A 26,909-nucleotide genomic window follows, 5' to 3' on the forward strand; every position below is an offset into this window, starting at 1 on the left:
GCAAATGCAATGCCATCCAAGCTGCCATATTGGCACGGCCGGGGCCTGACGCTAGCTTCGCCTCGATCAAACGGAAGGCTGGGAGCGGGCATGAGGGTGACGCGCGGCAAGTCCAACGCACGACGGTTCGGTGCGCTCGCGGCCGCGGCGCTGGCTGCCGCCTGGTTCGGCGCGCCGGCCGGTGCCGCCGAGCTCAGCTCGCAGGTCTCGTATCTGTACAGTTCGGTTTCGATTTTCCCGCCGACCGCCAAGGGCATGACGGTGTGCTATGGCTTCGTCTGCCGCCGTCGCTACGAGCTGGCGTTCACGGCCGGGGATCGTGCCGCGTTGAGCAGGATCATGGCGGCCGGTAAGGCGTCGGCTGCGGCGGAACGCGCGGCGGTGCAGAAGGCGGTGGTGTGGCTCGACCGCCGGCTCGGACCGGTGCTCGGCACCGACAAGCGGATCGCGCGCGCCGACTTCCGTTACTTCGACGACAAGCACAATTTCGATTGCTGGGACACAACCCGCAACACCACCAGCCTGCTGCTGGTGATGCAGGAGTGGGGGCTGTTCAAGTATCACAGCGTCGGCGATCCGAAGTATCGCGGCAACGTGCTGGTGCTGCAGACGCCGCACAACACCGCGGTGCTGACCGAGCGTGCCACCGGCGCCCAATGGGTCGTCGACATGTGGACCCGCAGCTATGCGCAGAGCCCGGAAGTGATGCCGGTCGATCAGTGGGTCAAGCTCGACTGAGCCTCCGACGAATCCGGCTCCGGTCCTGATCCGATCAGAACCGGAGCCTCGATCTTCGACATAGGCCCATGGTGCTTGCGCGCACCATGCGCCGAAGCCGGCGGAGATTAGTCGCAGACGTTGAAGGTGCGCCAGCGCCAGCCGTGAGGCGTCGGAACGCGGCGGGTCACGTAGCAGTTTCCGTAGCCGTATCCGACATAGCCGATCCCGATCGCCGGGCCGTGCCAGTGATGGTGGCCCCAGCCGTGGTGATGGTGATGCTTCCATCCGCCGGCGGAAGCGGCGGTCGGAGCCAGCGCGACGGCACTGAGCGAAGCGGCGGCGAACAGTCCAAGGGCGATCTTGCGAAACATGGTCGTTCTCCTCGAAATACGCGCGATGCGCGGTTCGTTGTTTGGTTCAAGTCTGCCTGGTCCGTCGATGGTCGATCGGACCCGCCCATCGCCCGTTCGTCGCAAGCCGTCGCGCACGGGTTCATGCCGTGCGTGCGGGTTTTTTGTTTCGGCAGATGGGGCTCGAGGATCGGTACGGCGGCCGGATCCTGGCGGCCGATCAGGCGAGCGCCAATTCGCTGTCGTCGAGCGCCGAGGCCAGATTGCCGGAGTGCTCGACCACGCAGACCAGCATCGGTTCAGTGCGGCCGCGGATCTCCAGTTCCAGCGTCGGCAGCGCCTGCTCGGACAGGCCCGCGGTGGCGCGGAGCTCGTCGGACAGCAGCGTCTCGCAGCCGATCGTCTTGGTCATATCCTGCAGTCGCGATGCGACGTTGACCGAGTCGCCGAGTGCGGTGAACACCATGTTGTCGCGATAGCCGATCTCGCCGACCACCACTTCGCCGCTGTGGATGCCAATGCCGAACCGGATCGGCTCCGGCAAATCATGGCCAAGAAAGCTGTTGAGTTCGTCGATCGCCGCTGCGATCGCGGCGGCGGCGCGGATCGCGTTGCGGCAGGCGTCGCGCGGCGCCTCGGCGAGCCCGAACAGCGCCAGCACGCCATCGCCGACGAACTGATTGGGCTGGCCGCCGCAGGCGATGACACTACGCGACACCGCACCGAGGAAGCGGTTGACGATGAACACGGTGTCGAAAGGCAGCCGGCTTTCGGCAAGCTTGGTCGAGCCGCGCATGTCGACGAACATGCTGACCAGATAGCGCTCTTCGCCGACCCGGGCTGCGCGCGCCGCCTTGCGCGCTGCGGCGACGTTGCGCGGCGGGAACACCGGCACGAAGCTGATGTCGTGGTCGGGCTTGAGCTGGCAGGCGAGACGGATCGACGGATCGTCGCCGGTGCCGATCGAGGCGAGCACGAAGGCCTCCCGCGGCGACGGCGGCGGCAGAACCGCCGGATCGCCGAGCACGCGGATGCGGCAAGTCGAACAGCGGGCGCGACCGCCGCAGGCCGAGGCGTGCGGAATATTGTGGCGCTGGGTCGCCTCCAGCACCGTGAGACCCTTCGGCACGCGGATGCTGCGCTGGCCGTCATAAGTCAGGCTGACCATGCCGCCGCGCCGTTCGGCGATCGCACGCACCGCGCGGGCGATCAGTGCCAGCGCGATCAGGCCGAGATAGAACATCAGGAAGCCGTCGCCGATCGCGTCGAGCGTCTGTTGCTGTTCAGGCGTCCCGAGATTGGCCGGCGCGAGATTTTCGGCCTGCCATTGCGGTGAAGCGGCCTCGCGCGCCACCTCGCGGCCGCCCTGATAGAAGCCGAGCAGCGCCAGCGTCGGGATCAGCACCGCGGCAGCGAGCAGCCAAGGCATCGTGCGGCGGAACGCCGGCTTGATCCGCAGCCAGACGTAGAGGCCGATGCAGCCGTGGGTCCAGGCGATCAGCATCACCGCGACCATCAGCCATGCGCGATAGGGCGGCGCGACGACGAAGTAATTGTACAGCACCTGCGGATACAGCCGGTCCTGATCGTACAGCACGTTGCCGAGCCGCATCACGATGACGTGGCTGTAGATCATCAGCGGCACGGACAGGCCAAGAAGGAGCTGCGGTGGCTCCAGCGTTTTCCAGCGGAACTGGCGGCGTTGATACAGCGCCCACAGTCCGAGCCCGGCATGCGCCGTCACCGAGCCATAGAACAGGATCGCGACCGGCAGGAACTGCCAGATCTCCAGGTGCAACAGCACGCCGGCCTGCAGCGCCGCTGGCGAGATGTTACCGAGCGCATGGTTCAGGAAGTGGCTGAGCAGATAGGTGAACATCACCAGCCCGCAGAACATCCGCACCTGCCGAACGCCGATGCGGCGGAGCCAGGCGGGCCGCTGCGCGCGGGCAGCCGCGTTCTGTTTTTTGTCCGGCCTCGCTCGCGTCGCCATCAGTGACTGCATACCTCGATCAATTGATTCCGGGATGTGCTGCGCTAGACGGCGCAGGCCGGACTCCACATTCGCTGTCGGTGATTATGGATTCCGGGTTCGCTCACTTCGTTCGCGCCCCGGAGTGACGACTTTTGTTTCGGTAGGTGCCGATCAGCACAAGGCAAGATCTGCGGGATGTAGTGCAGACGCGTGCAACGTTCCGCCAACTGGCCGCTACTCGTCCTTCTCCCGCTTCTTCATCAGGTCTTTGACCAGATCACCGAGCTGTGGGCGGGCGAGGGCGTCGAATGGCAGCGGGCGGGTGAGATCGATTGCGGCGAGGCCGAGCCTTGCGGTCAGCATGCCGTTGACCACGCCTTCGCCGAGCTTGGCCGACAGCCGCGAGGCGAGGCCGTGGCCGAGCACCGACTGCATCACGCTGTCGCTGAGCGCGATGCCGCCGGTGATGGCGAGGTGCGACACCGTCTGGCGCATCAGCTTGAACATGCCGAGCGCGCCGGGGCGGCCGCCGTACAGCCGCGCGAGCTGGCCGATCAGCCGGGTCGCTGCGATCGCCACGAACAGCACGTCGATCAGGGCCTTCGGACTGATCGCGGTGACCAGCGACACGCGTTGCGCCGCCTTCGAGATCATCACCTTCGCCTCGAGGTCGAGCGGCGTCATCAGTTCGCGCTCGGCAAGCCGGATCAGATCGGCGCCGTCGATGATGTCGTCGACGTGCTTCTGCAGCGTGGCGCGGCCGCGCGCGAGTTGCGGATTGGGATGTTCGAACTTGAGCAGTTCACGGATGATGGCGCGGGCTTCGGCGCTGTTGTTGGTGTCCAGCACCCGCGCGGCGCGGGCGTGGAGCTGCTCGATCCGCGCCAGCCGGATCAAGCCGAACGCCTCGCGGCCGATGATGATCGCCAGCGATCCGCCGGCGAGCAGCGCCAGCACCATGCCGATGGTGCCGAGCGTCTGACTCTGCGCGAACAGATCCTCGACCAGCTTGCTGATCCACAGCCAGAATGCCAGCGTCGCCAGACCGGTCGCGGCGCTCCAGAACACCGTGCCCCAGCGAAATCCCTTCTTCGGATTGACGATACTTTTCGGCGGCTTCGGCGCCGAGATCGGCGGTTCGGCTTCGCGGGCGAGTTCGACCCGGGCGCGCGGCGGCGGTGGCGGCGGCGGGGAGGCCACGCCCGCGGCCACGCTCGGCTTTGCGTCGGCCTTTGTTGACGGCCTAGCCGTCGGGCCGCCGTCGTCGGAATCGATCAGCACCACGCTCGGGTCGCTGAGCTTGAAGGTCGCCGGCCGGCGAGGAGGAACCCGCTCGGTCATTGCAGTCTGTCTCCGATCAGGAACTGGAGCGCGCGGTCGAGGCGGATGTGAGGCAGCGCCGGCCCCTCCGCATCATGGCTGACAAGTCGCGGTGGGCGAAAGCGCAGAAATCGGAAATCGGCGTCCTGGTGCGAGCCGGCGGCCAGCCCGCGGAACGTATCCTCGCCGCGGAACAGACCCTGCAGATTGGTCGGAAGATCGCCCGGGAAGGTGGCGACTTCGGTCTCGCCGTCGAAAACCTCGCCTTCCGCCATCTCGCCGGCGATCGGGGTACCGACGATCGACGGCAGCCGGTCACGGCCGCGTTGCACCTGGGCCTCGCGGGTGGCGCGGACGGCGGCCATCGCCACCACGTCGACCTTGGCGCCGGCGTATTCGGCGCGCTGCATCGCCTGCTCGACCAGCTTGCGCAGGATCGCCTCCAGGCGGTCGTGGCTGGAATGGTGCAGATGGTCGGCCTTGGTGGCGGCGAACAGGATGCGGTCGATCCGCGGCCGGAACACCGAGCTGAGCAGCGTCGAGCGGCCGACCCGGAAGCATTCGAGGATGCCGGTCAGTGCCGCTTCGAGATCCTGCAACGCTTCGGGACCGGCGTTGAATGCCGACAGCGCGTCGGCCAGGACGATCTGGCGGTCGAGCCGGGCGAAGTGATCGCGGAAGAACGGCCGCACCACAGCATCCTTGTAGGCTTCGAACCGGCGCCGCATCATCGCCCACAGCGAGCCATCCGGTGCGGTGCCGCCGTCCGGCACGTCGAGCGGTGCAAAGGTCAGCGCCGGCGAGCCGGCGAGGTTGCCGGGCATCAGGAAGCGGCCGGGCGGCAGCAGGCTCATGGCGAACTGCTCGTCACGGCAGGCGCGCAAGTAAGCGGTGAACAGCCGCGCCGCTTTGAGGGTTTCCTGCTCGTTCTCGCGTCCCTTGGGATCGAGCGTGGCGAGATGGGCGTGCCACTCCCGCGCCACCCGGGCCCGCGGATCCTGCCGCGACAGCGCCAGACTTTCGGCGGCCCAGCGCTCGTAGGTCTTGGTCAGCAGTGGCAGGTCGAGCAGCCATTCGCCCGGATAATCGACGATGTCGAGCGTCAGCGTCTGCTCGGAGCCGTTCTTGCGCTGATAATCGATCACCAGTCGCAATTCGCTGATGTCGACCGTCGAGCTCGGCCATTGCCGCTGTTCGATCAGCGTGGCGAGAAAGTTCTCATAGGCGAAGCGCGGCACCGCATCGTCGGGCTGCGGCGCCAGCCGCGCCGTGGCGATCCGCCCGGTCGACATCGACTCGAAGATCGGAAACCGGCCGCCGCGGCACAACCCATGGACGAGGGCGGTGATGAACACCGTCTTGCCGGCGCGCGACAGGCCGGTGACGCCGAGCCGGATGGTCGGATTGAACAGGTTCTCGCCGTAGTCCTTGAGCGCCCGCGCCGACAGCCACGCATCTTCGAGCAGATTGGAAAAATTGAAGGCCATGCGCGCCAAGGTTCAATCGTCAGAGGTTGCCGGCGAAACTAGCCGGAAACCGCCGATTCGTGCGACAATCCGACCTGCCGGGCCGGTCTTGGCTTTGCCGCCTTTCGGGCGGAAAATTCGGGCTTCATCGGCGGCCGTGGCCGAGCGTGTCGCGTTGCGTGTATCGCATTGCCACACCTCGTCATGAATGCGCCAGATCAATTCGGATAAGCTGTTCGCGAACGGGATACCTGCTGCGCAATGACGATCTTCCGCCTCAAGCAAATCGTGTCGCATGCCAGGATCGACGCCAAGGGCGCGGTGCACTGGAACTACGATCGCGCCGAGCTGATCGCCGATGGCGTGGTGCATGTGCTGGGCCTCGTCGCCGGTCTGATCGCCGCCACCGCCCTGGTCACGCTGACCGGCGTGTTCGCATCTACGCCGACGATCGTCTCGGTATCGGTATATGTCGCCGGGCTGCTGGCGATGCTCGGCCTGTCGGCGGCGTACAATCTGTGGCCGGTGTCGCCGCGCAAATGGCTGCTGCGGCGGTTCGACCATTCGGCGATCTACATTCTGATCGCCGCAACCTACACACCGATCATCAGCCAGATCAAGGATCAGATGTTCGGTCTGGCGCTGCTCGCCGGCGTCTGGGGCGTCGCGGTGATCGGCATCCTGCTCAAGCTGTTCAAGCCCGGCAAGTTCGACAAGCTGTCGGTCGGGCTTTACCTCGCGCTCGGCTGGAGCGGCATCATCGCCTACGATCAGGTGGTGGAGACGCTGCCGACCACGGCGATGTGGTTCCTGGCGATCGGCGGCCTGCTGTACACGGCCGGCGTGATTTTCCACGCCTGGCGGCGGCTTCGGTTCCAGAATGCGATCTGGCACGCCTTCGTGCTGGTCGCCGCCGGCTGCCACTACGTCGCGGTGATGGACCTGGTGCTGGCGTAGCCGCCGCCGGATCTTTCCGATATGAACGCCCCGCCAACAACAAGCGGGGGAAACAACCATGCAGATCGCGGGCAAAGTCGTCGTCGTCACCGGCGGCGGCAATGGAATCGGGCAGGCGCTGTGCGAAGCCTTTCATAAGGCCGGCGCCGCCAAGGTCGTGGTCGCCGACCTCGATCAGGCCCGCGCCGAGGCGGTCGCCGCCTCGATCGGCGGCGCGGCGTTCAGATGCGACGTGGCCAATGAGGCCGACATCAAGCATGTGATCGACGAGACCGAGCGGCAGTTCGGGCCGATCGACCTGTTCTGCTCCAACGCCGGGATCGGCGGCGGCTTCGATCCGATGGCGGAGAACGCCGGCGGCGCTTCCGACGAGCCGTTCATGAAGAGCTGGATGATCCACGTGATGGCGCATGTCTATGCCGCGCGGCATCTGGTGCCGCGCTATCGTGCGCGCGGCGGCGGTTACTTCCTCAACACCATCTCGGCGGCGGGTCTGCTGTCGCAGGTCGGCAGCCCGGCCTATTCGGCCACCAAGCACGGCGCGGTCGGCTTCGCCGAAAGCCTCGCCATCGCCCACAAGGCGCACAACATCAGGGTCTCGATCCTGTGCCCGCAGGGCGTCGATACCAACATGCTGCGCGGCCTGCCCGAGGGGCCGCAATCGGCCGACGGCAACCTGTCGCCGGAGCAGGTGGCGAAGGACGCGCTGCAGGGCATCGAGCAGGAAACCTTCCTGATCCTGCCGCACCCGCAAGTCATCGACTACATGCGCAAGAAGACCGAGAACTACGATCGCTGGATCGGCGGCATGGCCAAGATCCAGGCCAAGCTGCGCGAGGCGTTCGGCGCCAAGGCGTAACGCGCTCGGACGCGGCTTCGAGGTGCGCGCGGTTCAGGCCGCGCGCACGATCTCGCGGACATGATCGAGCGTCTCGTCGATCATCGCTGCGCTGACGTCGAGATGGGTGCAGGCGCGGATCCGTCCCTCCATCATCGCCAGAACGACGCCGCGGCGGCGGAGCTGTCCGACCATGTCGTTGCTCGCGACGCCGGCGCCGTCCGGCTTGAAGAACACCAGATTGGTCTGCGGCACCTGCACCTCGACGCCGTCGATCTGCGCCAGTCCGGAGGCGAGGCGGCGTGCGTTGGCATGATCGTCGGCGAGGCGGTCGACCTGATGATCGAGCGCGTACAGGCACGCCGCAGCGATCACGCCGGACTGCCGCATCGAACCGCCGAGCCGCTGTTTCCAGCGCCACACCTCGTCGATGAAGGCACGCGGGCCGGCCAGTACCGCGCCGACCGGCGCGCCGAGGCCCTTGCTGAAATCGATCCACGCCGAATCCCAGCCCTTCGTCATCCGCTCGGCGGAGACGCCGGTGGCGACCACCGCGTTCATCAGCCGGGCGCCGTCGATATGCGTCCACAGCCCCGCATCCTTGCCGGCTGCGGCGACCGCATCGAGCGTGGCCTGCGGCCAGATCGTGCCGCCGCCGATATTGGCGGTCTGCTCGGCGCTCACCATGACCTGCGGAGGTTCGTAGCGCGTCTTCGGATGCAGTGCGGCGCGGAATGCGTCCAGCGAGAACTGGCCGTCGTCGCCGTCCAGGCCGGTGATCTGGAAGCCGCCGAGCGCGGCGTGAGCGCCGCCTTCGCGCGACAGAATATGCGCGGTGCGATGTGCGATGATCTCGTCGCCGGGCCGGCAGGTCGCCAGCGTGGCGGTGACGTTGCACATCGTGCCCGAGGGCAGGAACACGGCGGCCTGTTTGCCGAGCAGCGCCGCGACGCGCTCCTGCAGCAGGTTGGTGGTCGGATCGTCGCCGGTCTGCTCGTCGCCGACCTCGGCGCGCGCCATCGCCTCGCGCATCGCCGGCGTCGGCCGCGTCTGGGTATCCGACAACAGATTGATCCGCACCGGCGGCGCATTCGGATCGGGCGGGGAAGGAGTGTAGGCCATGCCCGAGGCTAACATGCCGGGCGCGAAGCGGAAGGTATTTGCCCGGACACGATCAGGTCAGCGGGATGTGATTGGTACCATCCCTCCGCAAGTCGTTCCGGGGCGCTCGCTCCAGCGAGCGAACCCGGAACCTCGCAGTGATTGGATGCGGCCTTCGCCACGCGCCCGGTGAACTTTCCTTCGCAACATCCTCGAGATTCCGTGTTCGCGCTTCGCGCGCCCCGGAATGACGAAGAGCCTTTGGAATACGCCGCGCAAACAAAAAGGCCCCGGCGAACCGGGGCCTCGATGCATCGGACTGAGCAGCAATCAGTACGAAGAAATCAGCGCGAATAGAATTCGACGATCAGGTGCGGCTCCATCTGCACCGCGAACGGCACGTCGGAGAGCGCCGGGATGCGGGCGAACTTCGCGGTCATCTTGTTGTGGTCGACCTCGATGTAGTCCGGCACGTCGCGCTCGGCGAGCTGGCTGGCTTCGAGCACCACCGCGAGCTGCTTGGAGGCTTCCTTGACCTCGATCACGTCGCCGACCCGCACCTTGTAGCTCGGGATGTTGACGCGCTTGCCGTTGACCTTGATGTGGCCGTGATTGATGAACTGGCGGGCCGCGAACATCGTCGACACGAACTTGGCGCGGTACACCACCGCGTCGAGGCGGCGCTCGAGCAGGCCGATCAGGTTCTCGCCCGAGTCGCCCTTCAGACGGGTCGCCTCGACGTAGATGGCGTGGAACTGACGCTCGGAAATGTTGGCGTAGTAGCCCTTCAGCTTCTGCTTGGCGCGGAGCTGGACGCCGAAGTCGGACAGCTTGCCCTTGCGGCGCTGGCCGTGCTGGCCGGGGCCGTATTCGCGGCGGTTGACCGGGCTCTTCGGACGGCCCCAGATGTTCTGGCCCATCCGGCGGTCGATTTTATACTTGGCTTCAGCGCGCTTTGTCATCGCGTCCTCTAGGGTTTGAGTTGTGAGGAAACGCGCCCTCCTGTGCTCGGGAGAATTCCCCAGCCGACAGGTCCGTCCTTAAAGCATAAGGGGAGGACCACGGGTCGCGAAACGCAACGCGGGCCGAAACCGGCCCGCGAGCGGGGGCTTTCTAGGGGCAAAGCCCTGGGATGTCAATTCGGGCCGGGCAGTCGAAAGCGGGTTCAGGCCGCTTCCAGGGTCTGCTCGTACGCTCTCAGCCGCTGGGCGAGCGGCGCGGCCAACGGCCGGTCGCCGGCGGCGAGCGCGGTATTGGCGAGCCGCACCGCCTCGGCTTCGACAGCGGCCTCCCGGCTCAGCTTCCGCTGCGCATACAGCCATCGGGCTACAGTGGCCCAGTCCCACAGCGGGCTATCCGAGGTCACCCGGACGCTGGGCGCGGGGAAATCCCGGCTGCGCTGGCCCTTCGCGTATTGGGTCAGCGCTGCCCTGGTGAGACCGCAGCGCGCGGCGATGTCGGACAGATTGACCAGCGGGTCCGGCTCGATCCGCTCGACCTTGGCGCCCGCGGCCTCGACCGCTGCAACTGCCGAAGCGATCGCATCGCCAATCGACTCGGCTTCGCGGGCGAAGTCCAGCACGATGTGACCCTTCTGGAACGCGACGGCGGCGTCGTCGCAGCCGGCGTCAAAGAACTGGTCGGCGAAGTCTTCGACCGCCGAGGAGAGACCGGAGGCAACGATACTGAATTCATAGGTCTTCACCATCATCCTCCTGCTTGGCGTGGGGACAGCGTGCGATCTGGCGCAGCAGTTGCCGCGCATGGTTCTCCGGATTGCGCGGCGTCGACCAGACGAACAGCACGCAGCCGTCGCGATCGTGATGCGGGCACAGCAATCGGCCCCACGCATGGCCGCCGACTTTGCTCCAGCTCCAGCCCAGCGCTTCGGCGTGGCTGACCGCCGCCTCGATTTCCTCGTTCGGATGGGACGGCCGCTTTGCCATCGTGACGCCCACGCTGGACGAGTGTTAACATATGTCAACAGAGTTGCGGCTTCAAGGCCCGGCTGCCGCCCGAAGCGCCCGGGCTGGGCGGTCCAGGCGCTCGATCTCGGCCGCGATAGTGGTGTTCAGCACTTGTTCCAGCCGGGTGGTCAGCCGCGCGATCGGGGCGGCGTCGATCACCCGGTGGTCGAACCGGACGATGACTTCCAGGCGGCCGTCGTCGGCGAGCCGGCCGTAGCTCAGGATATAGGGGCCGGGGCTGACCGGGTAGAGGTCGCCCGGACCGAAGGCCGACACCGAGGATACGCCGAAGCTGCCAAAGAAGTTCGCCCGCGGCCGGTCGAGCGACATCCCGGCCCACCAGGCGATCCGCCGCAGCGGCCATGGCATCCGGCTGATCCGCAGCAGCTTGCGGAACATCGGCACGGTCTCGATCGGTGCGGTGCTGGCGCTGCGAATGATCGCGTCGACCTCGTGCAGCGGCAGCGTGTCGGCAGCGGTGACCTTCTGCATCAGCACGCAGTCCTCGCCGTCGATGCGGCGGGCGACCGCGATCATGCCGACGCTCTTCGGCAGCTCGAAGAAGTGCGGCCAGGGAAAGTCGATATACAGCGTCCGCAGCAGCGGTTCGTCGCGGGCCACCAGGCTGAACGCCTTGGCGAAGATCGCAGCGAAGCCGGGCGGCGACGCCGCCGCGGCCCGTGCCCGCGCCAGCGGGCCGAGATGTAAGGTGCGGCGATAGCTGATCAGCGGCACGCCCTGCGAGGCGTGCATCAGATCGGCAATCAACCTTCGCGGTGCCGAGATCCGGCGAGTTTTGCCCCGCATTACTTCGCGGGCGTCGCCAGCGGCTTGGTCTTGTCGACCACCCACACCGCCATCACCTTGGCGCCCTTGTCGCCGTGCACCTTGGCATCGTGCACCACGCCGGCCGGAATGACGTAGGAGTCGCCGGCCTTGAGGTGCTTGTCGGGTTCGCCGTCGATGCTCATCACCGCTTCGCCTTCGAGCAGATAGCCGGTCTCGATGCCGGGATGGGTGTGGCGGCCGATGTTGCCGCCCGGAGGCAGCTCTGCGAGCCCGCTGACGGTGACATAGCCGTCGGGGAATTCGATCTTCTGCAGTGGCGTGCGCTTGATGCCGCTCTGCTGCGCGACGGCGGCGCCGCAGGCGGCGACCAGCGCGCATGCGACCAGGATGTGACGCGAGATTCTGATTGTCATTGGGGCTCCTCCGGGGCGCAAAGCTAGCAGCGTCCCGGCAGGCGGAAAAGCGCTCAGGCCGGAATCCGGCCGCCGAAATAGGGCGCCAGCGCCGCGCTCGCCCGGGGGTGCCGGCCGGAGGTGAAGATCATTTCGGCGCCCGGCGTCGGGGCATGGCCGGTGGCGGGGCCGAGCAGCGTGACGACGCGGCGGGCGATCGCGGGCGCCGGATCGATCCAGTCGACCGGCCAGGGCGCGAGTCGCACCAGGCAGTCGAGCAGCAGCGGATAATGCGTGCAGGCCAGCACCACCGCATCGGTGCGGCCGCGTTTGGCGTCGGCTTCGACGAAACACGGCGCGATCTCGGCGCGAATCGCCGCGTCGGTCACTTCGCCGCCGCCGAGTGCCGTCTCCGCCAACGTAGCGAGCCGGATCGAGCCGACCAGCGACACTTCGCAGCCCTGGGCGAAATCGCGGATCAGCGCCCGGGTATATTCGAGCCGCACCGTCGCGCTGGTGCCGAGCACCGAGACCCGCTTGGTGCGGGAGCCCGCGCAGGCCGGCTTGATCGCCGGCACCGTCCCGACGAACGGCACCCGGTAGCGGGCCCGCAGCGGCGCCAGCGTCATGGTCGAGGCGGTGTTGCAGGCGATCACGACCAGGTCCGGCGCGTGGGCGGCGATCAGCTCGCCCATCAGCGGCACGACGCGGCCGATAACCGCCTCTTCGCTGCGCTGGCCGTATGGGAAGAACGCGTCGTCGCCGACATAGACGTAGTGCGCGTCGGGTCGGGCGCGGACCACTTCGCGCAGCACGGTCAGGCCGCCGAGGCCCGAATCGAACACCAGGATTGTGGGGAGCGAGGTCACGGCGCGACCTTACCCGATCTTGGTTAGCTTTCGGTTGTCGATCGCGCGGCGCAGCCCTGCGGAGGCGGCAAGGCCGGCGCGTCAGTGGCTGTCGGCGACCTCGGTCGGCGGTACCTTGCGCTTGACCCGCTTGATGGTGCCCGAGAACGTGAACAGCGGCCGCTCGCCGCTCTTCAGAATCCCGCGGACGAAGATCAGCGACTTGCCGGCCCGGGTGACTTCGCCGGTCGCCTCGATCAGCTCGCCCTCGAATGCCGCATCCAGGAATTCGGCGCCGAACGCCACCGTCACGCCCGGGCCCTGCAGCTCGCGGACCGCGATCGCGAACAGGCAATAGTCGGCGAAGGTCATGAGGCAGCCGCCGTGCACCGCCTTCATGCCGTTGAGGTGCTTCTTCTCGACCCGGAAGGCGCAGCGCACGCGGCCGTCGTCATCGATGCGGTGCCAGAACGGCCCGTTGTGGGATTCGAAGGTGTCCCGGGTCCAGGTTCGCCAGCCGGCAAATTCGCCTTCGGTTGCGGTGAAAAGGTCCGGGCGACCGGGACGCGTCGGTTCGGCGGGGGTGTGCACGGGGCGTTATCCTTTGGTCTATCGTTTGGTCCATAAAACCGATGCGGCGCTGCAATGCAAATCGGTGAATCTGAATTGACACTGCGCAATTGGCAGGCAGATCGGCGCTGTATACCCTCTCGCCCGCAAGAAACGGGCCGCGTGAGGGAGACCAGAATGAGCGACCAGATCAAGTATGTGCTGGACGAGGAGAGCATCCCGAAGTCCTGGTACAATCTTAATGCCGACTTTCCGACGCCGATGCCGCCGGTGCTGCACCCGGGCACGCATCAGCCTGTCGGCCCAAGCGATCTGGAGCCGCTGTTCCCGATGGAGCTGATTCTCCAGGAGGTCGCGACCGAGCGCTACATCGAGATCCCCGAGCCGGTCCGCGAGGTGTTCCGGATGTGGCGTCCGGCGCCGCTGATCCGCGCGCGCCGTCTCGAGCAGGCGCTCGGCACCCCAGCCAAGATCTACTTCAAGTACGAAGGTGTTTCGCCGGCCGGCTCGCACAAGCCGAACACCGCAGTGCCGCAGGCCTGGTACAACAAGCAGGCCGGCATCAAGAAGCTGTCGACCGAGACCGGCGCCGGGCAGTGGGGCTCGTCGCTGGCGTTCGCCGGCTCGCTGTTCGGGCTCGACGTCCTGGTCTTCCAGGTCCGCGTGTCGTTCGATCAGAAGCCGTACCGCCGTGCGCTGATGGAGACCTATGGCGCCCGCTGCATCGCCTCGCCGTCGACCGAGACCGAGTCGGGCCGCGCCATCCTGGCGGCCAATCCGAACAGTCCGGGCTCGCTCGGCATCGCGATCTCCGAAGCGGTGGAAGTCGCTGCGAAGAATCCGGACATCAAATACGCGCTCGGCTCGGTGCTCAATCACGTGATGCTGCACCAGACCATCATCGGCCAGGAAGCCATCAAACAGTGCGAGATGGCGGGCGACGATCCCGACGTGATCATCGGCTGTGCCGGCGGCGGCTCCAACTTCGCCGGTCTCGCATTCCCGTTCCTCGGCCTGCAACTGCGCGGCGGCCGCAAGCGGCGGATCATCGCGGTCGAGCCGGCGGCGTGCCCGACGCTGACCCGCGGTACCTACGCGTATGATTTCGGCGACACCGCGCATCTCACCCCGCTGGTGAAGATGCACACGCTCGGCTCGACCTTCATGCCGCCGGGCTTCCACGCCGGCGGCCTGCGCTATCACGGCATGAGCGGGATGGTGTCGCACGCCTACGAGCTCGGCCTGATCGAGGCGCGCGCCTATCAGCAGGTCGGCTGCTTCGAAGCCGGCGTGCAGTTCGCCCGGACCGAAGGCATCGTGCCGGCGCCGGAATCGACCCATGCGGTGCGCTGCGCGATCGACGAGGCGCTGCGCTGCAAGGAGGAGGGCAAGTCGGAAACGATCCTGTTCAACCTCTCCGGCCACGGCCATTTCGACATGCAGGCCTACATCAACTACTTCGAAGGCAAGCTGGTCGATCAGGACTACGACGAAGCCGACCTCGCCACTGCGCTGGCTGGCCTACCGGCGGTGGCGGCCTGAGCAGCACGGGCGTCCCCCTCGGACGCCCCATCCAAGAACGACGTCATGCCCGGGCTTGTCCCGGGCATCCACGTTTTCGGGCACGGTGCCCGCGGCCGTGGATGGCCGGGGCGAGCCCGGCCATGACGGATCGGGCAAGACCTTCGCCAGATCAATGGGTTCGCAGTGATCGCCGGCGCCGAGCGCCATCCCCAGGGGCGTAGAAAAGCCTTTCCCCCTTGGGCCGATCTTTCTACATAACAACGGTCCGCGCCGGCCCCTCCGGCGCGCCGAGGAATGCTGCCCTATGTCCGCTCCCGAGCCGAAGATCACCCCGGAACTGATCGCCAGCCATGGCCTCAAGCCGGACGAATATCAGCGCATTCTCGATCTGATCGGGCGTGAGCCGACCTTCACCGAGCTCGGCATCTTCTCGGCGATGTGGAACGAGCACTGCTCGTACAAATCCTCGCGCATTCACCTGCGCGGGCTGCCCACCAAGGCGCCGTGGGTGTTGCAGGGGCCGGGCGAGAACGCCGGCGTGATCGACATCGGCGACAATCAGGCGGTGGTCTTCAAGATGGAGAGCCACAACCACCCGAGCTATATTGAACCGTATCAGGGCGCGACCACCGGCGTCGGCGGCATCCTGCGCGACGTCTTCACCATGGGCGCCCGGCCGATCGCCTGCCTCAACGCGCTCTCCTTCGGCGATCCTAGCCATCCCAAGACCCGGCACCTGGTGTCCGGCGTCGTCGCCGGCGTCGGCGGCTATGGCAATTCGTTCGGCGTGCCGACGGTCGGCGGCCAGACCCGGTTCCACACCCGCTACGACGGTAACATCCTGGTCAACGCCATGGCGGTCGGCCTTGCGGATGCCGACAAGATCTTCCTCGCCGCAGCGAGCGGCGTCGGCATGCCGATCGTCTATCTCGGCTCGAAAACGGGGCGCGACGGCATGGGCGGCGCCACCATGGCGTCGGCTGAGTTTGGCGAAGGCTCCGAGGAGAAGCGCCCGACCGTGCAGGTCGGCGACCCGTTCGCCGAGAAGCTGCTGCTCGAGGCGTGTCTGGAGATCATGGCCAAGGACTGCGTGATCGCGATCCAGGACATGGGCGCGGCGGGTCTGACGTGTTCGGCGGTCGAGATGGGCGCCAAGGGCGACCTCGGTGTCGAACTCGATCTCGATGCGGTGCCGACCCGCGAGACCGGCATGACCGCCTACGAGATGATGCTCTCCGAAAGCCAGGAGCGCATGCTCATGGTGCTGAAGCCGGAGAAGGAAAAGGAAGCCGAGGAGATCTTCAAGAAGTGGGGTCTCGACTTCGCGATCGTCGGCTACACCACGCCGACCAAGCGGTTCGTGGTCAAGCATGGCGGGCAGGTGAAGGCTGATCTGCCGATCAAGGAACTCGGCGACGAGGCGCCGCTCTACGATCGCCCGTGGGTGGAATCGCCGAAGCTGCCGGTGATCCACGCCCGCGATATCAACGCGCCGATGGGCGCGGCCGAGGCGCTGGAGAAGCTGCTGGCGACGCCGGACCTGTGCTCCAAGCGCTGGGTGTGGGAGCAGTACGACCACGTCATCGGCGGCAACACCGTGCAGCGCCCCGGCGGCGACGCCGCGGTGGTCCGGATCGAGGACGGCCCGAAGGGGCTGGCGCTCACTGTCGACGTCACGCCGCGTTACTGCGAGGCCGATCCGTATCAGGGCGGCAAGCAGGCGGTGGCCGAAGCCTATCGCAACATCACGGCGGTCGGCGGCAAGCCGTTGGCGATCACCGACAACCTGAACTTCGGCAATCCGGAGCGGCCCGAGATCATGGGCCAACTGGTCGGCTGCCTGAAGGGCATTTCAGAAGCCTGCATCGCGCTCGACTCGCCGATCGTCTCCGGCAACGTCTCGCTCTACAACGAGACCAGTGGCCGCGGCATCCTGCCGACCCCGTCGATCGGCGGCGTCGGCGTGCTCGACGACTTCACCAAATCTGCGACGCTGGCGTTCAAAGCCGAGGGCGAAGCGATCCTGCTGATCGGCGAAACCAAGGGCTGGCTCGGCCAGTCGGTGTATTTGCGCGAGATCTGCGGCCGCGAAGAGGGCGCTCCGCCGCCGGTCGATCTCACGGCCGAAAAGCGCCACGGCGACGTCGTCCGCGGCATGATCAAGGCCGGCACTGCGACCGCCGTGCACGACCTGTCCGACGGCGGCCTGCTGGTCGCGCTCGCCGAAATGGCGATCAGCGGCAATATCGGCGCCACGCTCGACGCGCCGCCGGCCGAGATCGTGTCGCACGCCTGGTGGTTCGGCGAGGATCAGGCCCGCTACGTGGTCACGGTGAAGGAAGCCGATCTGCTCGCGGTGAAGACCAAGCTGAAGACGATCGGGGTGCCCTGTGTCCAGATCGGCGTCACCGGTGGTCACGCGCTGAAGATCGAAGGCGAACGCACCGTCGACATCAAGGCGCTGCGTCATGCCCACGAGCACTGGCTGCCGGACTATATGGCGGGGAAGGCGTAGTCGCCTTAGGTCTCTCCAGCGTCATTCCGGGGCGCTCGCGCAGCGAGCGAAGCCGGAATCTCAGCCGCGTCCGATCACCTATCCATCGTCAGTCCGGGATGCGCTGCGTAGCAGCGCAGGCCCGGAATCCCTAACCCCTGTGCTCGCGGATGAGCACGGCGGGTGACGCCGTGCGCCAGCAACAGATTCGGTGGTTATAGATTCCGGGTTCGCGCTGCGCGCGCCCCGGAATGACGGAAGAGAGGCCTCACAACACCCTGTACGCGCTTGGGATCTTCCTCAGCAGATAGGTCGTCGCCCAGCTCAGCAGCAGGCCGAGGGTAAAGACGATGCCGGCTTTGACGATCGCCGGCAGGTCGTAGTCGTGCAGCCAGTATTGCAGCCACAGCATGTAGGCGTAGTGCACCAGGAAGATGCCGTAGGCGTCGTGCTGCAAGGGATCGAGCAGGCTCCAGCCGCCGCGGCGGAAGCGCAGGAACACGGCCAGGATCGCAAAGATGATCGCGGCGCTGAACGCGGTGAGCGCGATGCTGTAGCTCGCCTCGTACCACATCGGCAGATCGTCGGGATTGTCGAGGATGCCGCGCTTGATGCCGATCAGGCCCCACATCCCGAGATACGGCACCAGCGCGACCAGCAGCCAGATCCACCATTGCTGCGCCAGCTTGCCGCCGGCGCCGAGCACGCTCTGCTCGGGATGGCAGGCGCCGATGCCGGCACCGATGAAGAAGTAGGCGGTGTACAGCAGCACCCGGCTGGCCTGCACCGCGAACGGACCCCATTCGAACCAATAGGTCGAGGTGTAGTACAGCCGCGACGGCACGTAGAGAATTGCTGTGACCACGAACACCGCGCCGATGAACAGTGCCGGCGATTTGTAGCCGAGCTTGGCCAGATGATTGATCGGGTCGAGCGTGTGCCGCGAAATCCGGTACAGCGCGCCGCCGATCACGCTGAAGATGAACAGCACCCACAGAAACCACAACGGCCCGCTCGGCCACGGACCGACCGTGATCATGTTCTCGTAGAACTTGGCGAAGGTCTCGGTCGGGTCGGCGCGCAGCGCCAGTGCGTAGTAGGCGATCGGGATCACGGTGAAGGCTGCGATCACGAACGGAATGCCGAGCCGGATCAGCCGGTCGCGCGCCAGCGAACCGAATTTCGGCCGGTGGTCGAGGCTCGGCCACAAGAACAGCCCCGACAGCATGAAGAACATCGCCATGAAGAAACTGTCGGTGGCGAGCACCACGCAGTCGAAGCCGATCCAGGACGCGGGATCGGTATGACCGAAATAGGTGTAGGGGATCACCGAATGGTGGATCAGCACCAGGATGGTGAGGAAGGTGCGGGTCCGGTCGAGCGACAGGTCGCGCACATGCGAAGCTGCGTGCGCGGTCATGCCGCCGGTGGTGGGATAGGTTACAGTCACGACAAGAGCCCCGCGCGATGCCGCCGGTGAATTACGATACTGCGCAATAGCTGAATCGCCTCTTCGGCGAATTGCTAGGGTTTGAATTCTTCGAATTGAACCTTTTGCGGATAAAACGCCAGATAGCCTGCGATCTCCGCCATCGCCGGAAACGGCTGCTCGTAGCTCCACACCGCGTTGGGCTGCGGCTCGCCGCCGGCAACGATGCTGAAATAACCGGCGTCGCCCTTGTACGGGCAATGGGTGACACGTGCCGTCCTTTCGAGCAGGCTCATATCCACGTCATCCCGTGGAATGTACTGCACCGGCGGATAGCTCGCCTCCTGCAACGTCAGCGCACGGCGGGTCTCGGCGATCACCCTGCCGTCCGCGCTGATCCGGACTCCGTTCGGATTTGCCGTGATCGTGATCGGATGATCGGGGCCGGGGAGCTTCATAGGCGGACCTCAGGGGCGTGAATTGGGCCTGCGTCACAGTCACCGTTGCCGAGATGTGTTCGGCGTGTGGCTTTGAAAGGCGCGCACTGCGATATAGGATGTCGGTTCAGGATTGCCACCGCGCGCCCCGCGCAGGCGGCCCGCGACGATCTGGAGGATGACCGAATGCCGATGGATGCCCGCGACATCGAGGCCATGATCAAGGCCGCGATTCCCGACGCGGAGGTGACGATTCGCGACCTCGCCGGCGACGGCGACCACTACGCCGCGACCGTGATTTCGGAGTCGTTCCGGGGCAAGTCGCGGGTCCAGCAGCACCAGATCGTCTATCAGTCGCTGCAGGGGCAGATGGGCGGCGTGCTGCACGCGCTCGCGCTGCAGACCGGCGTGCCGGAATAGTCTGCCGACATCTCCCCAACTTCGCCTTTGAACGGAGGCAGGGCCTCGGTCGGTTGCCCGGCTGACATGGCCCCGGTGCGTCGACGTTAACGAAGGCTTTACAGCCGCGCGGCACCGTCTCGGTGGGTGGGCACATGTCGAACTGGCGGGAAGACAAGGCGAAGGCCAACGCTCTGGCGCTCGCGCGGCTGACCACGCGCCTGCCGGATGCGTTCCCGCAGGCCGTGCTGGTCCATGCCAAAGCCCGCGCCTATGTGCCTTCGACCCTGCGGGTCGCGGTCGATTCGTACTGGCGCGCCCATCCGCTGCGCGCCGAGCGGCTGGCGCGTGTGCTGGCTGCCCGCAGCGGTGCTCCCGAGGGCTGGCGATGGCAGATCGGCGACGACGCCGAAGCCGGCCTGCCGGTGACGTTTCGAATTCCGCCTGCGCCGTATCGGGAGACAGCGTACCAGCGCGGCCCCGGCTTCTGCTGCGTCTGCGGCCAGCCGGTTTATCGGCTCGGCTGGCACGCCGATCTATGGGACGCCGGCATCAACACCAACGCCACCTGGCACAGCGCCTGCGTCACCGCCTGGCAGTTCTGGAATGCCCCGAGCGGCCAGACCAAGCTGCTGCGGCGCCTGCAGGGCCGCCGCTGCCGCGAGACCAACCGAAGGCTGCTGCGGAGTTCTGAAGTCGATCACCTCGTGCCGCTGTTTCAGGTCTGGCAACGGCACCGCGACCGCGCATGGCCGGAGCTGCTGGGCTATTGGGGGCTGCCGAACCTGCAGGTGATCAATCGCGAAGTCCACGTCGCCAAATGCGCCGCCGAAGCGCGCGGCCGGCGCGCGGCGCGGGTCGCCGCCGCAGAGGAAGCAGCGGCTTAGTTCGGCGATGACAGGCGGGACGCGGCGGCTGTCTCAGTTCGCTTCGAGCGCGTGCACCGAGAACATCGCGTCCGCATCGGTCCAGCACTGCGCCGGAGTCCAGCCGGCCTGCTGCGCCAGCGCGCCAAACCGCTCCAGGCTGTATTTGTAGCTGTTCTCGGTGTGGATGGTCTCGCCGGCGCGGAAGCCGATTCGCTCGCCGAACAGATTCACGGTCTGGTCGCGCAGGCTGACCAGATGCATCTCGATGCGGTGCTGATCGCGATTGTAGATCGCCCGATGCGCGAACGCGGACAGATCGAAATTCGCGCCGAGTTCGCGGTTGATGCGGATCAGCAGGTTGAGGTTGAATTTGGCGGTCACGCCGGCGGCATCGTCATAGGCCGGCACCAGGACGCGTTCGTCCTTTTCCAGATCGACGCCGATGATCATCCGGGCGCCGCGGCCGAGAATGTCGCGGGCGCTCTCCAGGAAGCGCCGCGCCTCTTGCGGCTCAAAGTTGCCGATCGTCGAGCCGGGAAAGAACCCGACCTTCGGCAGGTCGCGGACCGCGGGCGGCAGCGCGAACGGCTTGGTGAAATCGGCGGCGAGCGGATGCACCGCGAGCTGCGGGAAATCGCGCTGCAGCGCTTCGGCCTGGGTGATGATGAAGTCGCCCGAGATATCGACCGGCACATAGGCCGCGACCTGATGCGCGGCGAGGAGCAGGCGGATCTTGGTGGTGGCGCCGGCGCCGAACTCGACGATCGCCGCGTCCGGCGGAATCAGGGACGCGATCTCGCCCGCGCGGCCCTGCAGAATGCCGAGCTCGGTACGGGTCGGATAGTATTCCGGCAGGCGGGTGATCTCGACGAACAGTTCGGAGCCCGTGTCGTCGTAGAAGTACTTCGGCGACAATTCCTTCTGCGGCCGCGTCAGCCCATCCAGTACATCGCGCGCAAACGCAGCCGTGTTGGAATCGAGCCGATGCGCTTGCGTCTGCACGGCGACGTGCACGTTCATGGGCGATCCTCCAGGCTGCGCGCGTGGCGCATTGAGATCTTCAAATCAGGCGCCATAGTCGGCGAGCCGCAGGCCGGTGAACTGCCAGCGGTGATGCGGATAGAAGAAATTGCGATAACTGACGCGGCTGTGGCCTTCGGGCGTCGCGCAGGACGAGCCGCGCAGCACGAGCTGATTGACCATGAACTTGCCGTTGTATTCGCCGAGCGCGCCTTCGATCGCCTTGTAGCCCGGGTAGGGTGCATAGGCGCTGCGAGTCCATTGCCAGACGGTGCCGAACGCATCCGGAAGATGCCCGGCGCGCGCCGCGACTTCCCACTCCATCTCTGTCGGCAGATGCTTGCCGGCCCAGCGCGCGAAGGCGTCGGCCTCGTAGTAGCTGATGTGGCAGACCGGGGCGTCGGGATCGATGGCCTGCAGGCCGCCGAGCGTCATGATCTTCCATTCGCCGTCGACCTGCCGCCAGTGGCCGGGTGCTTCCCAGCCCTCGCGCTCGGCGCAGGCAAAACCGTCCATCAGCCACAGCGTGGCGGTGCGATAGCCACCGTCGGCCATGAACGCCAGCCACTCGGCATTGGTGACGAGGTGCCGCGCCAGTTTGACCGGCCCGACCAGCGCGCGGTGCACCGGCTTTTCGTTGTCGAAATGGAAGCTGTCGCCGGCATGGCCGATCGGGTGGATACCCTCCGGCAACGCGACCCAATCGTCACCGTCGCGCGCGGTCGCCGGCAGTCGCCAGGCCGGATCGTAAGCCGGCGGGATCGGGTTCTGCGCAAAGGCATGGAGGATGTCGGTCAGCAGCAATTCCTGATGCTGCTGCTCGTGATTGAGCCCGACCTCGATCAGCGGCGCGATCTGTTCGAGTTTCGCAGCGTCGGCGGTCGCGAACCAGTTCAGCATCGCCTCATCGACGTGGCGGCGATAGGCCGCGACCTCGGCGACGCCGGGGCGGGTGAGGAGGCCGCGCGCCGCGCGGGTATGCCGGGGCCCGGCCGAGACGTAATAGGAGTTGAACAGGAAGGCGTAGTCGGGGTGGAACACCTGATAGCCCGGACAATGCGGGCCGAGCAGGAACTGCTCGAAGAACCAAGTGGTATGGGCGCGGTGCCATTTTGCCGGGCTGGCGTCCGGCATCGACTGCACCACCTGATCTTCCGGCGACAGCGGCGCCGCGCGCCGCTCGGTCTCGTCGCGCACGGTGCGATAGGCGGTGGATAGCCGGTCGGCCAGATCACGGGCGGAGACGGACGATGGGGAAGAATCGGCTGCCGAGCTTGCAGCGGAGGATGAAATCGTCACGAGCATCTCCGGTTTGGTGGAAAACGCTGCTGTTGGGAATGAGTTCCAGACGACACATAGGCTCTGGCAGGCCGGATGTAAGGTCGGCGGCGTACCGGCGAGGAAATAGCCGGCGTGGGACAGGCGGTCTTCGCCGGGCATCGACCGCTTGAAAAACGGTAGCGAAGTCAAGGCGACAGCCGGGCTCAATCGGTTTTGACTTGGGCTATTCGCCGGTTTCAGGATACATATATGACCGTTCGACCCGGCCGCTGGTGGTCAGCCGGCCGCGCCGCAAAAGGATTCGCCATGAGCATCGAGCAATTCATCGACAACGAAGTGAAGGCCAACGACGTCGTCCTGTTCATGAAGGGCACGCCGCAGTTTCCGCAGTGTGGCTTCTCGGGTCAGGTGGTGCAGATCCTCGATCACATCGGCATTCCGTACAAGGGCCACAACGTGCTCGAAAACGCCGAGCTGCGCGACGGCATCAAGCAGTACTCGAACTGGCCGACCATTCCGCAGCTTTACGTGAAGGGCGAGTTCGTCGGCGGCTGCGACATCGTGCGCGAGATGTTCCAGGCCGGCGAACTGCAGAAGCTGTTCACCGACAAGGGCATCAAGGCCGCCGCCTGAGCCCCTTCGTCCGCCAGATCGGCACGGCGACCTGTGAGGTCGTCGTCGCCGACATCACCACGCTCGCCGTCGACGCGATCGTCAACGCCGCCAACGCCTCCCTGCTCGGCGGCGGCGGTGTCGACGGTGCGATCCATCGCGCGGCCGGTCCCGAACTGCTCGCCGAATGTGAAACGCTCGGCGGCTGCGACACCGGCGATGCCAGGATCACCCGCGGTTACCGGTTGCCGGCGCGCCATGTGATCCACGTCGTCGGCCCGATCTGGCACGGCGGCCGCCATGGCGAGGACGCCGCGCTTGCCTCCTGCTACGCCCGCGCCCTGCAGCTCGCGAACGATCATGCGCTGAGCTCGATCGCGTTCTCGGCGATTTCCACCGGCGTTTACGGTTTCCCGCCCGAGCGCGCGGCGCCGATCGCTGTCCGGATCACCCTCGATGCGCTGCGCGCCACCACTTCGGTCACGCGAGCGGTGTTCTGTTGCTTCTCGCCGGCGAGTGCCGAGTTGCATCGCGCGGCGCTTACGGATGCGGCCCCTTGAAACCGCTCCACGCGCCGCTACCATCACATCCACGAAGAAGAACTCAGGAGGATACGAGAATGCTGCGTCGCGCTGCGCGATGGTTGATGGCAGGAGCGCTGGCCGTAACGGCCGCGAGCCCGGCGATCGCCGAGACCACCTTCGACCTGCCGCCGAGCGTGCAGTTCTCCGACAAGAAGCTCGAACGGATCGACGAGTTCTTCAACAAGATCATCGCCGAGGGCAAGATCCCCGGCGCGATCGTGTATATCGAGCGCCACGGCAAGCCGGTCTATCACAAGTACTTCGGTGTCCGCGACGTCGCCACCAAGCAGCCGATGACCGACGACACCATCTTCCGGCTGGCGTCGCTGACCAAGCCGTTCACGGCGTTCGCGGTGATGACGCTGGTCGACGACGGCAAGATCAAGCTCGACGATCCGGTGTCGAAATACATCCCGGCGTTCGCCGACACCAAGGTCGGTGTCGAGAAGAAGCGCGAGGACGGCGAGAAGTATCTCGATTTCGTCGCGCCGAAGCGTCCGGTCCTGATCAGCGATCTGTTGCTGCACACCTCCGGCATCACCTACGGCTTCTATGGCGACAGCCTGGTGCGCAAGACCATCGCGGCGGCCAAGATCTACGATAACGATCCGAGCAATGCCGAATTCGCCGAGCGGATCGCCAAGCTGCCGCTGCAGGAGCAGCCCGGCACGCTGTGGGACTACGGCAATTCCTACGAGGTGCTGGGCCGGGTGATCGAAGTCGCCTCCGGCAAGTCGTTCTACGAATACCAGAAGGAGCGGCTGTTCGATCCGCTCGGGATGAAGGACACCCGCTATTATCTGACGACCGATGAACAGAAGGCGCGTATGGCGCAGCCGATGCCGAACGACGCCGATTTCCGGGTCGGGCGGCCGAGCCGGCCGGACATCGTCAAGAAGTGGGAATCCGGCGGCGGTGGCCTGACCTCGACGCCGCCCGACGTGATCCGCTTCGTCCGCATGCTGCACAACAAGGGCGAACTCGACGGCAAGCGTTATCTCAGCGAAGCCGTGTTCAAGGACATGACGACCGATCAGATCGGTCCGAACTCCGGGATCGAGCGCGACTACTTCTATTTCCCGGGTGACGGCTTCGGCTACGGTTACGGCCTCGGCGTCCGCACCGACGCCGGCCACGCCAAGCCGCCGCCGCCCGGCTCGCTCGGCGAATTGAAGTGGGACGGCGCGTCGGGCTGCTACTTCGTGATCGATCCGAAGCTCGACATGTTCTTCGTGCTGATGGAGCAGACCCCTTCGCACCGCCAGCCGATCCAGCGCGAGCTGAAGAAGCTGGTGTACGAGGCGCTGGATAATTGATGATGCGACGTCAGCCGTTGCGCGCGTAGAGCATCGGCACCGAACTATCGAGCATCGCCTCGACCACGCTGACGCCGTCCCATGCAAGGGCGCGCGTCAGCGCCGGAGCCAGCTCGGCGCTGCGCGTCACCCGCACCGCATCGCAGCCGAGCGATTGCGCCAGAGCGGTGAAGTCGATCCCGGGCAGCTCCAGTCCGGGCACGTTTCGCACCTGCATCACCTGGCTGAACGAGCGCATCGCGCCGTAGCCGCCGTTGTTCAGCACCACCACCGTCAGCGGCAGCTTGCGCTGCGCCGCCGTCCACAGCGCCTGGATCGAATACATCGCCGAGCCGTCGCCGATCAGGCAGACGGTGCGGCGGGTCGGATGCGCCAGCGCGAAGCCGACCGAGGCCGGCAGCGACCAGCCGAGTCCGCCGCTCGCCATCGTGGCGAAACTGTCCTGGCCGGGCATCGGCATGTACTTCTGCATCGCCGGTCGATGCGATGGCGCTTCTTCGACCAGCATGGCGCTCTCCGGCATCGCCGCACGCAGGGTGTGCAGCAGAACCTCCGCCGGCATCGGCTCGGCCGGCTGCGGCGCCGGCGGCACGGCGCGAGCCGGCGGTGCGGCGCGCTTGGCTTCCGGCAGCAGCTCCAGCAGCATCGTGAGGGCAGGAGTCATCGTGGCGATGATGCTGGTGCCGAGCGGCGTCACCGATGCGGCTTCGGCATCGTCGGTGATCTGGAACAATTTCGAGGCGCCGTCGAAGATCGCGGCGTGGCCTTCGACATGGAAGGTGAACACGGGCGCGCCGATCACCACCACGACGTCGTAAGCGTCGAGCGCTTCGGACAGTTGTCCGGGAGACGCGTGCAGGAATCCGGCGAACAGCGGATGCCGTTCGGGGAAGCTGCAACGGGCGGAGAACGGCGACACCCACACCGGCGCTCGCGCGCGCTCGGCGAGTTGCACCATCAGCCCGACCGCCGCGGCACGATCGACAGCGGGGCCGACCACCAGCGCCGGCTTCTTGGCTTCGGCGAGCGTATCGGCCAGCACCTGCATCGTCGCACGATCCGGCCCGAGCTCGCGCGTTATCGTGCGCGGCGGCACCGGCGCCGCAGGCCGCGCCCAATCGTCGATCGGCACCGACACGAAGGTCGGGCCGCATGGCGGCTGCATCGCCACATAGTAGGCCCGGGCGATCGCGGTGGGCACGTCTTCGGCGCGCGCCGGCTCGACGCTGTATTTCACATAAGGCCGCGGAAATTCGCTCGCGCGCTCGGCGCCGAGGAAGGCCTGCAAGGGCAGAAGACTACGCGCCTGCTGCCCGGCGGTGATCACCAGCGGCGTCTGGTTCTTGAACGCGGTGTAGATGTTGCCAAGCGCGTTGCCGACGCCGGCCGCCGAATGCAGATTGACGAAGCCGGCGTTGCGCGTCGCCTGCGCATAGCCGTCCGCCATCGCCACTGCCGAGGCCTCCTGCAGCGCCAGCACGTAGTCGATGTCGTCCGGCCAGTCGCTGAGGAACGGCAGCTCGGTCGAGCCGGGATTGCCGAATACCCGATCGATCCTGAAGGCGCGGAGCAGATCGAGGGTGGCGGATTTGACGGTGGTCGCCGCGTGCGACTTCGGCTTCTTCGGCAAGGCGGTTCCTCCGGCGCAAGG

The 26,909-nt window shown here is 66.5% G+C and carries 27 protein-coding genes; 10 read left to right on the forward strand and 17 right to left on the reverse strand.

Going from position 1 to position 26,909, the window contains the following annotated elements; translation table 11 throughout:
- Window positions 1-90: 90 nt before the first annotated feature.
- Complete coding sequence (locus tag FLL57_RS03810) at window positions 91-738, forward strand: hypothetical protein (RefSeq protein WP_142882184.1); 648 nt, start codon at window positions 91-93, stop codon at window positions 736-738.
- Between the two features lie 107 nt (window positions 739-845).
- Here FLL57_RS03810 and FLL57_RS03815 read toward each other — a convergent pair whose 3' ends face one another.
- The 4 genes from FLL57_RS03815 to FLL57_RS03830 all read right to left on the reverse strand — a co-directional run bounded on the left by FLL57_RS03815 (window position 846) and on the right by FLL57_RS03830 (window position 5,852).
- Window positions 846-1,091, reverse strand: a complete 246-nt coding sequence (locus tag FLL57_RS03815) for a hypothetical protein (protein WP_013503606.1) — start codon at window positions 1,089-1,091, stop codon at window positions 846-848.
- 199 nt (window positions 1,092-1,290) lie between these two features.
- Window positions 1,291-3,075 (reverse strand): adenylate/guanylate cyclase domain-containing protein, encoded by a 1,785-nt coding sequence (locus tag FLL57_RS03820; protein ID WP_235677204.1) that lies wholly within the window; start codon window positions 3,073-3,075, stop codon window positions 1,291-1,293.
- A 204-nt stretch (window positions 3,076-3,279) separates the two neighbouring features.
- The gene (locus FLL57_RS03825) at window positions 3,280-4,386 is read right to left on the reverse strand and encodes a YcjF family protein (RefSeq protein WP_142882185.1); all 1,107 of its coding nucleotides are present in this window, start codon (window positions 4,384-4,386) and stop codon (window positions 3,280-3,282) included.
- Complete coding sequence (locus FLL57_RS03830) at window positions 4,383-5,852, reverse strand: YcjX family protein (RefSeq protein ID WP_013503603.1); 1,470 nt, start codon at window positions 5,850-5,852, stop codon at window positions 4,383-4,385. The genes FLL57_RS03825 and FLL57_RS03830 overlap by 4 nt, the downstream gene beginning before the upstream one ends.
- Window positions 5,853-6,092: 240 nt before the next feature.
- Between FLL57_RS03830 and trhA the strand changes: the two genes are divergently transcribed.
- Both trhA and FLL57_RS03840 read left to right on the forward strand, forming a co-directional pair.
- Complete coding sequence (gene trhA, locus FLL57_RS03835; protein ID WP_013503602.1) at window positions 6,093-6,788, forward strand: PAQR family membrane homeostasis protein TrhA; 696 nt, start codon at window positions 6,093-6,095, stop codon at window positions 6,786-6,788.
- A 58-nt stretch (window positions 6,789-6,846) separates the two neighbouring features.
- A complete protein-coding gene (locus FLL57_RS03840; RefSeq protein ID WP_142882186.1) occupies window positions 6,847-7,647 on the forward strand; it encodes an SDR family oxidoreductase in 801 nt (266 codons plus the stop codon).
- Window positions 7,648-7,680: 33 nt separating this feature from the next.
- Here the strand turns inward: FLL57_RS03840 and FLL57_RS03845 are convergent, their stop codons facing one another.
- The 8 genes from FLL57_RS03845 to FLL57_RS03880 all read right to left on the reverse strand — a co-directional run bounded on the left by FLL57_RS03845 (window position 7,681) and on the right by FLL57_RS03880 (window position 13,314).
- A complete protein-coding gene (locus FLL57_RS03845) occupies window positions 7,681-8,748 on the reverse strand; it encodes a threonine aldolase family protein (protein ID WP_142882187.1) in 1,068 nt (355 codons plus the stop codon).
- A 323-nt stretch (window positions 8,749-9,071) separates the two neighbouring features.
- Window positions 9,072-9,689, reverse strand: coding sequence for a 30S ribosomal protein S4 (gene rpsD / locus FLL57_RS03850; protein WP_142882188.1), 618 nt, complete (start codon window positions 9,687-9,689; stop codon window positions 9,072-9,074).
- A 203-nt stretch (window positions 9,690-9,892) separates the two neighbouring features.
- Entirely contained in the window at window positions 9,893-10,438 is a 546-nt protein-coding gene (locus FLL57_RS03855; RefSeq protein ID WP_235677205.1) for a helix-turn-helix transcriptional regulator, read from the reverse strand.
- The gene (locus tag FLL57_RS03860; RefSeq protein WP_142882189.1) at window positions 10,419-10,673 is read right to left on the reverse strand and encodes a hypothetical protein; all 255 of its coding nucleotides are present in this window, start codon (window positions 10,671-10,673) and stop codon (window positions 10,419-10,421) included. Before FLL57_RS03860 ends, FLL57_RS03855 begins: the two co-directional genes overlap by 20 nt.
- A gap of 51 nt (window positions 10,674-10,724) precedes the next feature.
- A complete protein-coding gene (locus FLL57_RS03865; RefSeq protein ID WP_142882190.1) occupies window positions 10,725-11,501 on the reverse strand; it encodes an acyltransferase in 777 nt (258 codons plus the stop codon).
- Window positions 11,501-11,896, reverse strand: coding sequence for a cupin domain-containing protein (locus tag FLL57_RS03870; protein ID WP_047308311.1), 396 nt, complete (start codon window positions 11,894-11,896; stop codon window positions 11,501-11,503). Before FLL57_RS03870 ends, FLL57_RS03865 begins: the two co-directional genes overlap by 1 nt.
- A gap of 53 nt (window positions 11,897-11,949) precedes the next feature.
- A complete protein-coding gene (gene murI / locus FLL57_RS03875) occupies window positions 11,950-12,744 on the reverse strand; it encodes a glutamate racemase (RefSeq protein ID WP_142882191.1) in 795 nt (264 codons plus the stop codon).
- A gap of 81 nt (window positions 12,745-12,825) precedes the next feature.
- Window positions 12,826-13,314 carry a PaaI family thioesterase gene (locus tag FLL57_RS03880; RefSeq protein ID WP_142882192.1) on the reverse strand — a complete coding sequence of 163 codons (489 nt, stop codon included), beginning with the start codon at window positions 13,312-13,314 and terminating at the stop codon, window positions 12,826-12,828.
- A gap of 156 nt (window positions 13,315-13,470) precedes the next feature.
- Between FLL57_RS03880 and FLL57_RS03885 the strand changes: the two genes are divergently transcribed.
- Window positions 13,471-14,835 carry a TrpB-like pyridoxal phosphate-dependent enzyme gene (locus FLL57_RS03885; RefSeq protein WP_142882193.1) on the forward strand — a complete coding sequence of 455 codons (1,365 nt, stop codon included), beginning with the start codon at window positions 13,471-13,473 and terminating at the stop codon, window positions 14,833-14,835.
- 286 nt (window positions 14,836-15,121) lie between these two features.
- Window positions 15,122-17,332 carry a phosphoribosylformylglycinamidine synthase subunit PurL gene (purL, locus tag FLL57_RS03895; protein WP_142882195.1) on the forward strand — a complete coding sequence of 737 codons (2,211 nt, stop codon included), beginning with the start codon at window positions 15,122-15,124 and terminating at the stop codon, window positions 17,330-17,332.
- A gap of 247 nt (window positions 17,333-17,579) precedes the next feature.
- Here the strand turns inward: purL and FLL57_RS03900 are convergent, their stop codons facing one another.
- Together FLL57_RS03900 and FLL57_RS03905 are read right to left on the reverse strand one after the other, a co-directional pair.
- Window positions 17,580-18,761: an acyltransferase family protein gene (locus FLL57_RS03900; RefSeq protein ID WP_142882196.1), complete on the reverse strand. Its 1,182-nt coding sequence runs from the start codon at window positions 18,759-18,761 to the stop codon at window positions 17,580-17,582.
- Window positions 18,762-18,835: 74 nt separating this feature from the next.
- A complete protein-coding gene (locus tag FLL57_RS03905) occupies window positions 18,836-19,198 on the reverse strand; it encodes a DUF427 domain-containing protein (protein ID WP_142882197.1) in 363 nt (120 codons plus the stop codon).
- A 165-nt stretch (window positions 19,199-19,363) separates the two neighbouring features.
- On the opposite strand from FLL57_RS03905, the gene FLL57_RS03910 reads away from it, so the two are divergent.
- On the forward strand, window positions 19,364-19,597 hold the full coding sequence (locus FLL57_RS03910; RefSeq protein WP_013503589.1) for a BolA family protein: 234 nt from the start codon (window positions 19,364-19,366) through the stop codon (window positions 19,595-19,597).
- 134 nt (window positions 19,598-19,731) lie between these two features.
- Window positions 19,732-20,463, forward strand: coding sequence for a hypothetical protein (locus tag FLL57_RS03915; RefSeq protein WP_142882198.1), 732 nt, complete (start codon window positions 19,732-19,734; stop codon window positions 20,461-20,463).
- A gap of 33 nt (window positions 20,464-20,496) precedes the next feature.
- On the opposite strand, the gene egtD is transcribed toward FLL57_RS03915, so the two are convergent.
- Window positions 20,497-21,465, reverse strand: coding sequence for an L-histidine N(alpha)-methyltransferase (egtD, locus tag FLL57_RS03920; RefSeq protein ID WP_142882199.1), 969 nt, complete (start codon window positions 21,463-21,465; stop codon window positions 20,497-20,499).
- 45 nt (window positions 21,466-21,510) lie between these two features.
- The gene (gene egtB / locus FLL57_RS03925; RefSeq protein ID WP_142882200.1) at window positions 21,511-22,770 is read right to left on the reverse strand and encodes an ergothioneine biosynthesis protein EgtB; all 1,260 of its coding nucleotides are present in this window, start codon (window positions 22,768-22,770) and stop codon (window positions 21,511-21,513) included.
- Window positions 22,771-23,052: 282 nt separating this feature from the next.
- Between egtB and grxD the strand changes: the two genes are divergently transcribed.
- The 3 genes from grxD to FLL57_RS03940 are packed head-to-tail and all read left to right on the forward strand — an operon-like array spanning window position 23,053 to window position 25,258.
- Window positions 23,053-23,379: a Grx4 family monothiol glutaredoxin gene (grxD, locus tag FLL57_RS03930; protein WP_041807452.1), complete on the forward strand. Its 327-nt coding sequence runs from the start codon at window positions 23,053-23,055 to the stop codon at window positions 23,377-23,379.
- Window positions 23,376-23,918 carry an O-acetyl-ADP-ribose deacetylase gene (locus FLL57_RS03935; protein WP_047307902.1) on the forward strand — a complete coding sequence of 181 codons (543 nt, stop codon included), beginning with the start codon at window positions 23,376-23,378 and terminating at the stop codon, window positions 23,916-23,918. The genes grxD and FLL57_RS03935 overlap by 4 nt, the downstream gene beginning before the upstream one ends.
- A 59-nt stretch (window positions 23,919-23,977) precedes the next feature.
- Window positions 23,978-25,258: a serine hydrolase domain-containing protein gene (locus FLL57_RS03940; RefSeq protein WP_047307900.1), complete on the forward strand. Its 1,281-nt coding sequence runs from the start codon at window positions 23,978-23,980 to the stop codon at window positions 25,256-25,258.
- A 10-nt stretch (window positions 25,259-25,268) separates the two neighbouring features.
- Here the strand turns inward: FLL57_RS03940 and mdlC are convergent, their stop codons facing one another.
- Complete coding sequence (gene mdlC / locus FLL57_RS03945) at window positions 25,269-26,888, reverse strand: benzoylformate decarboxylase (protein ID WP_047307901.1); 1,620 nt, start codon at window positions 26,886-26,888, stop codon at window positions 25,269-25,271.
- Window positions 26,889-26,909: the final 21 nt, after the last annotated feature.

The organism is Rhodopseudomonas palustris (assembly GCF_007005445.1).
GTDB lineage: Bacteria > Pseudomonadota > Alphaproteobacteria > Rhizobiales > Xanthobacteraceae > Rhodopseudomonas > Rhodopseudomonas palustris_G.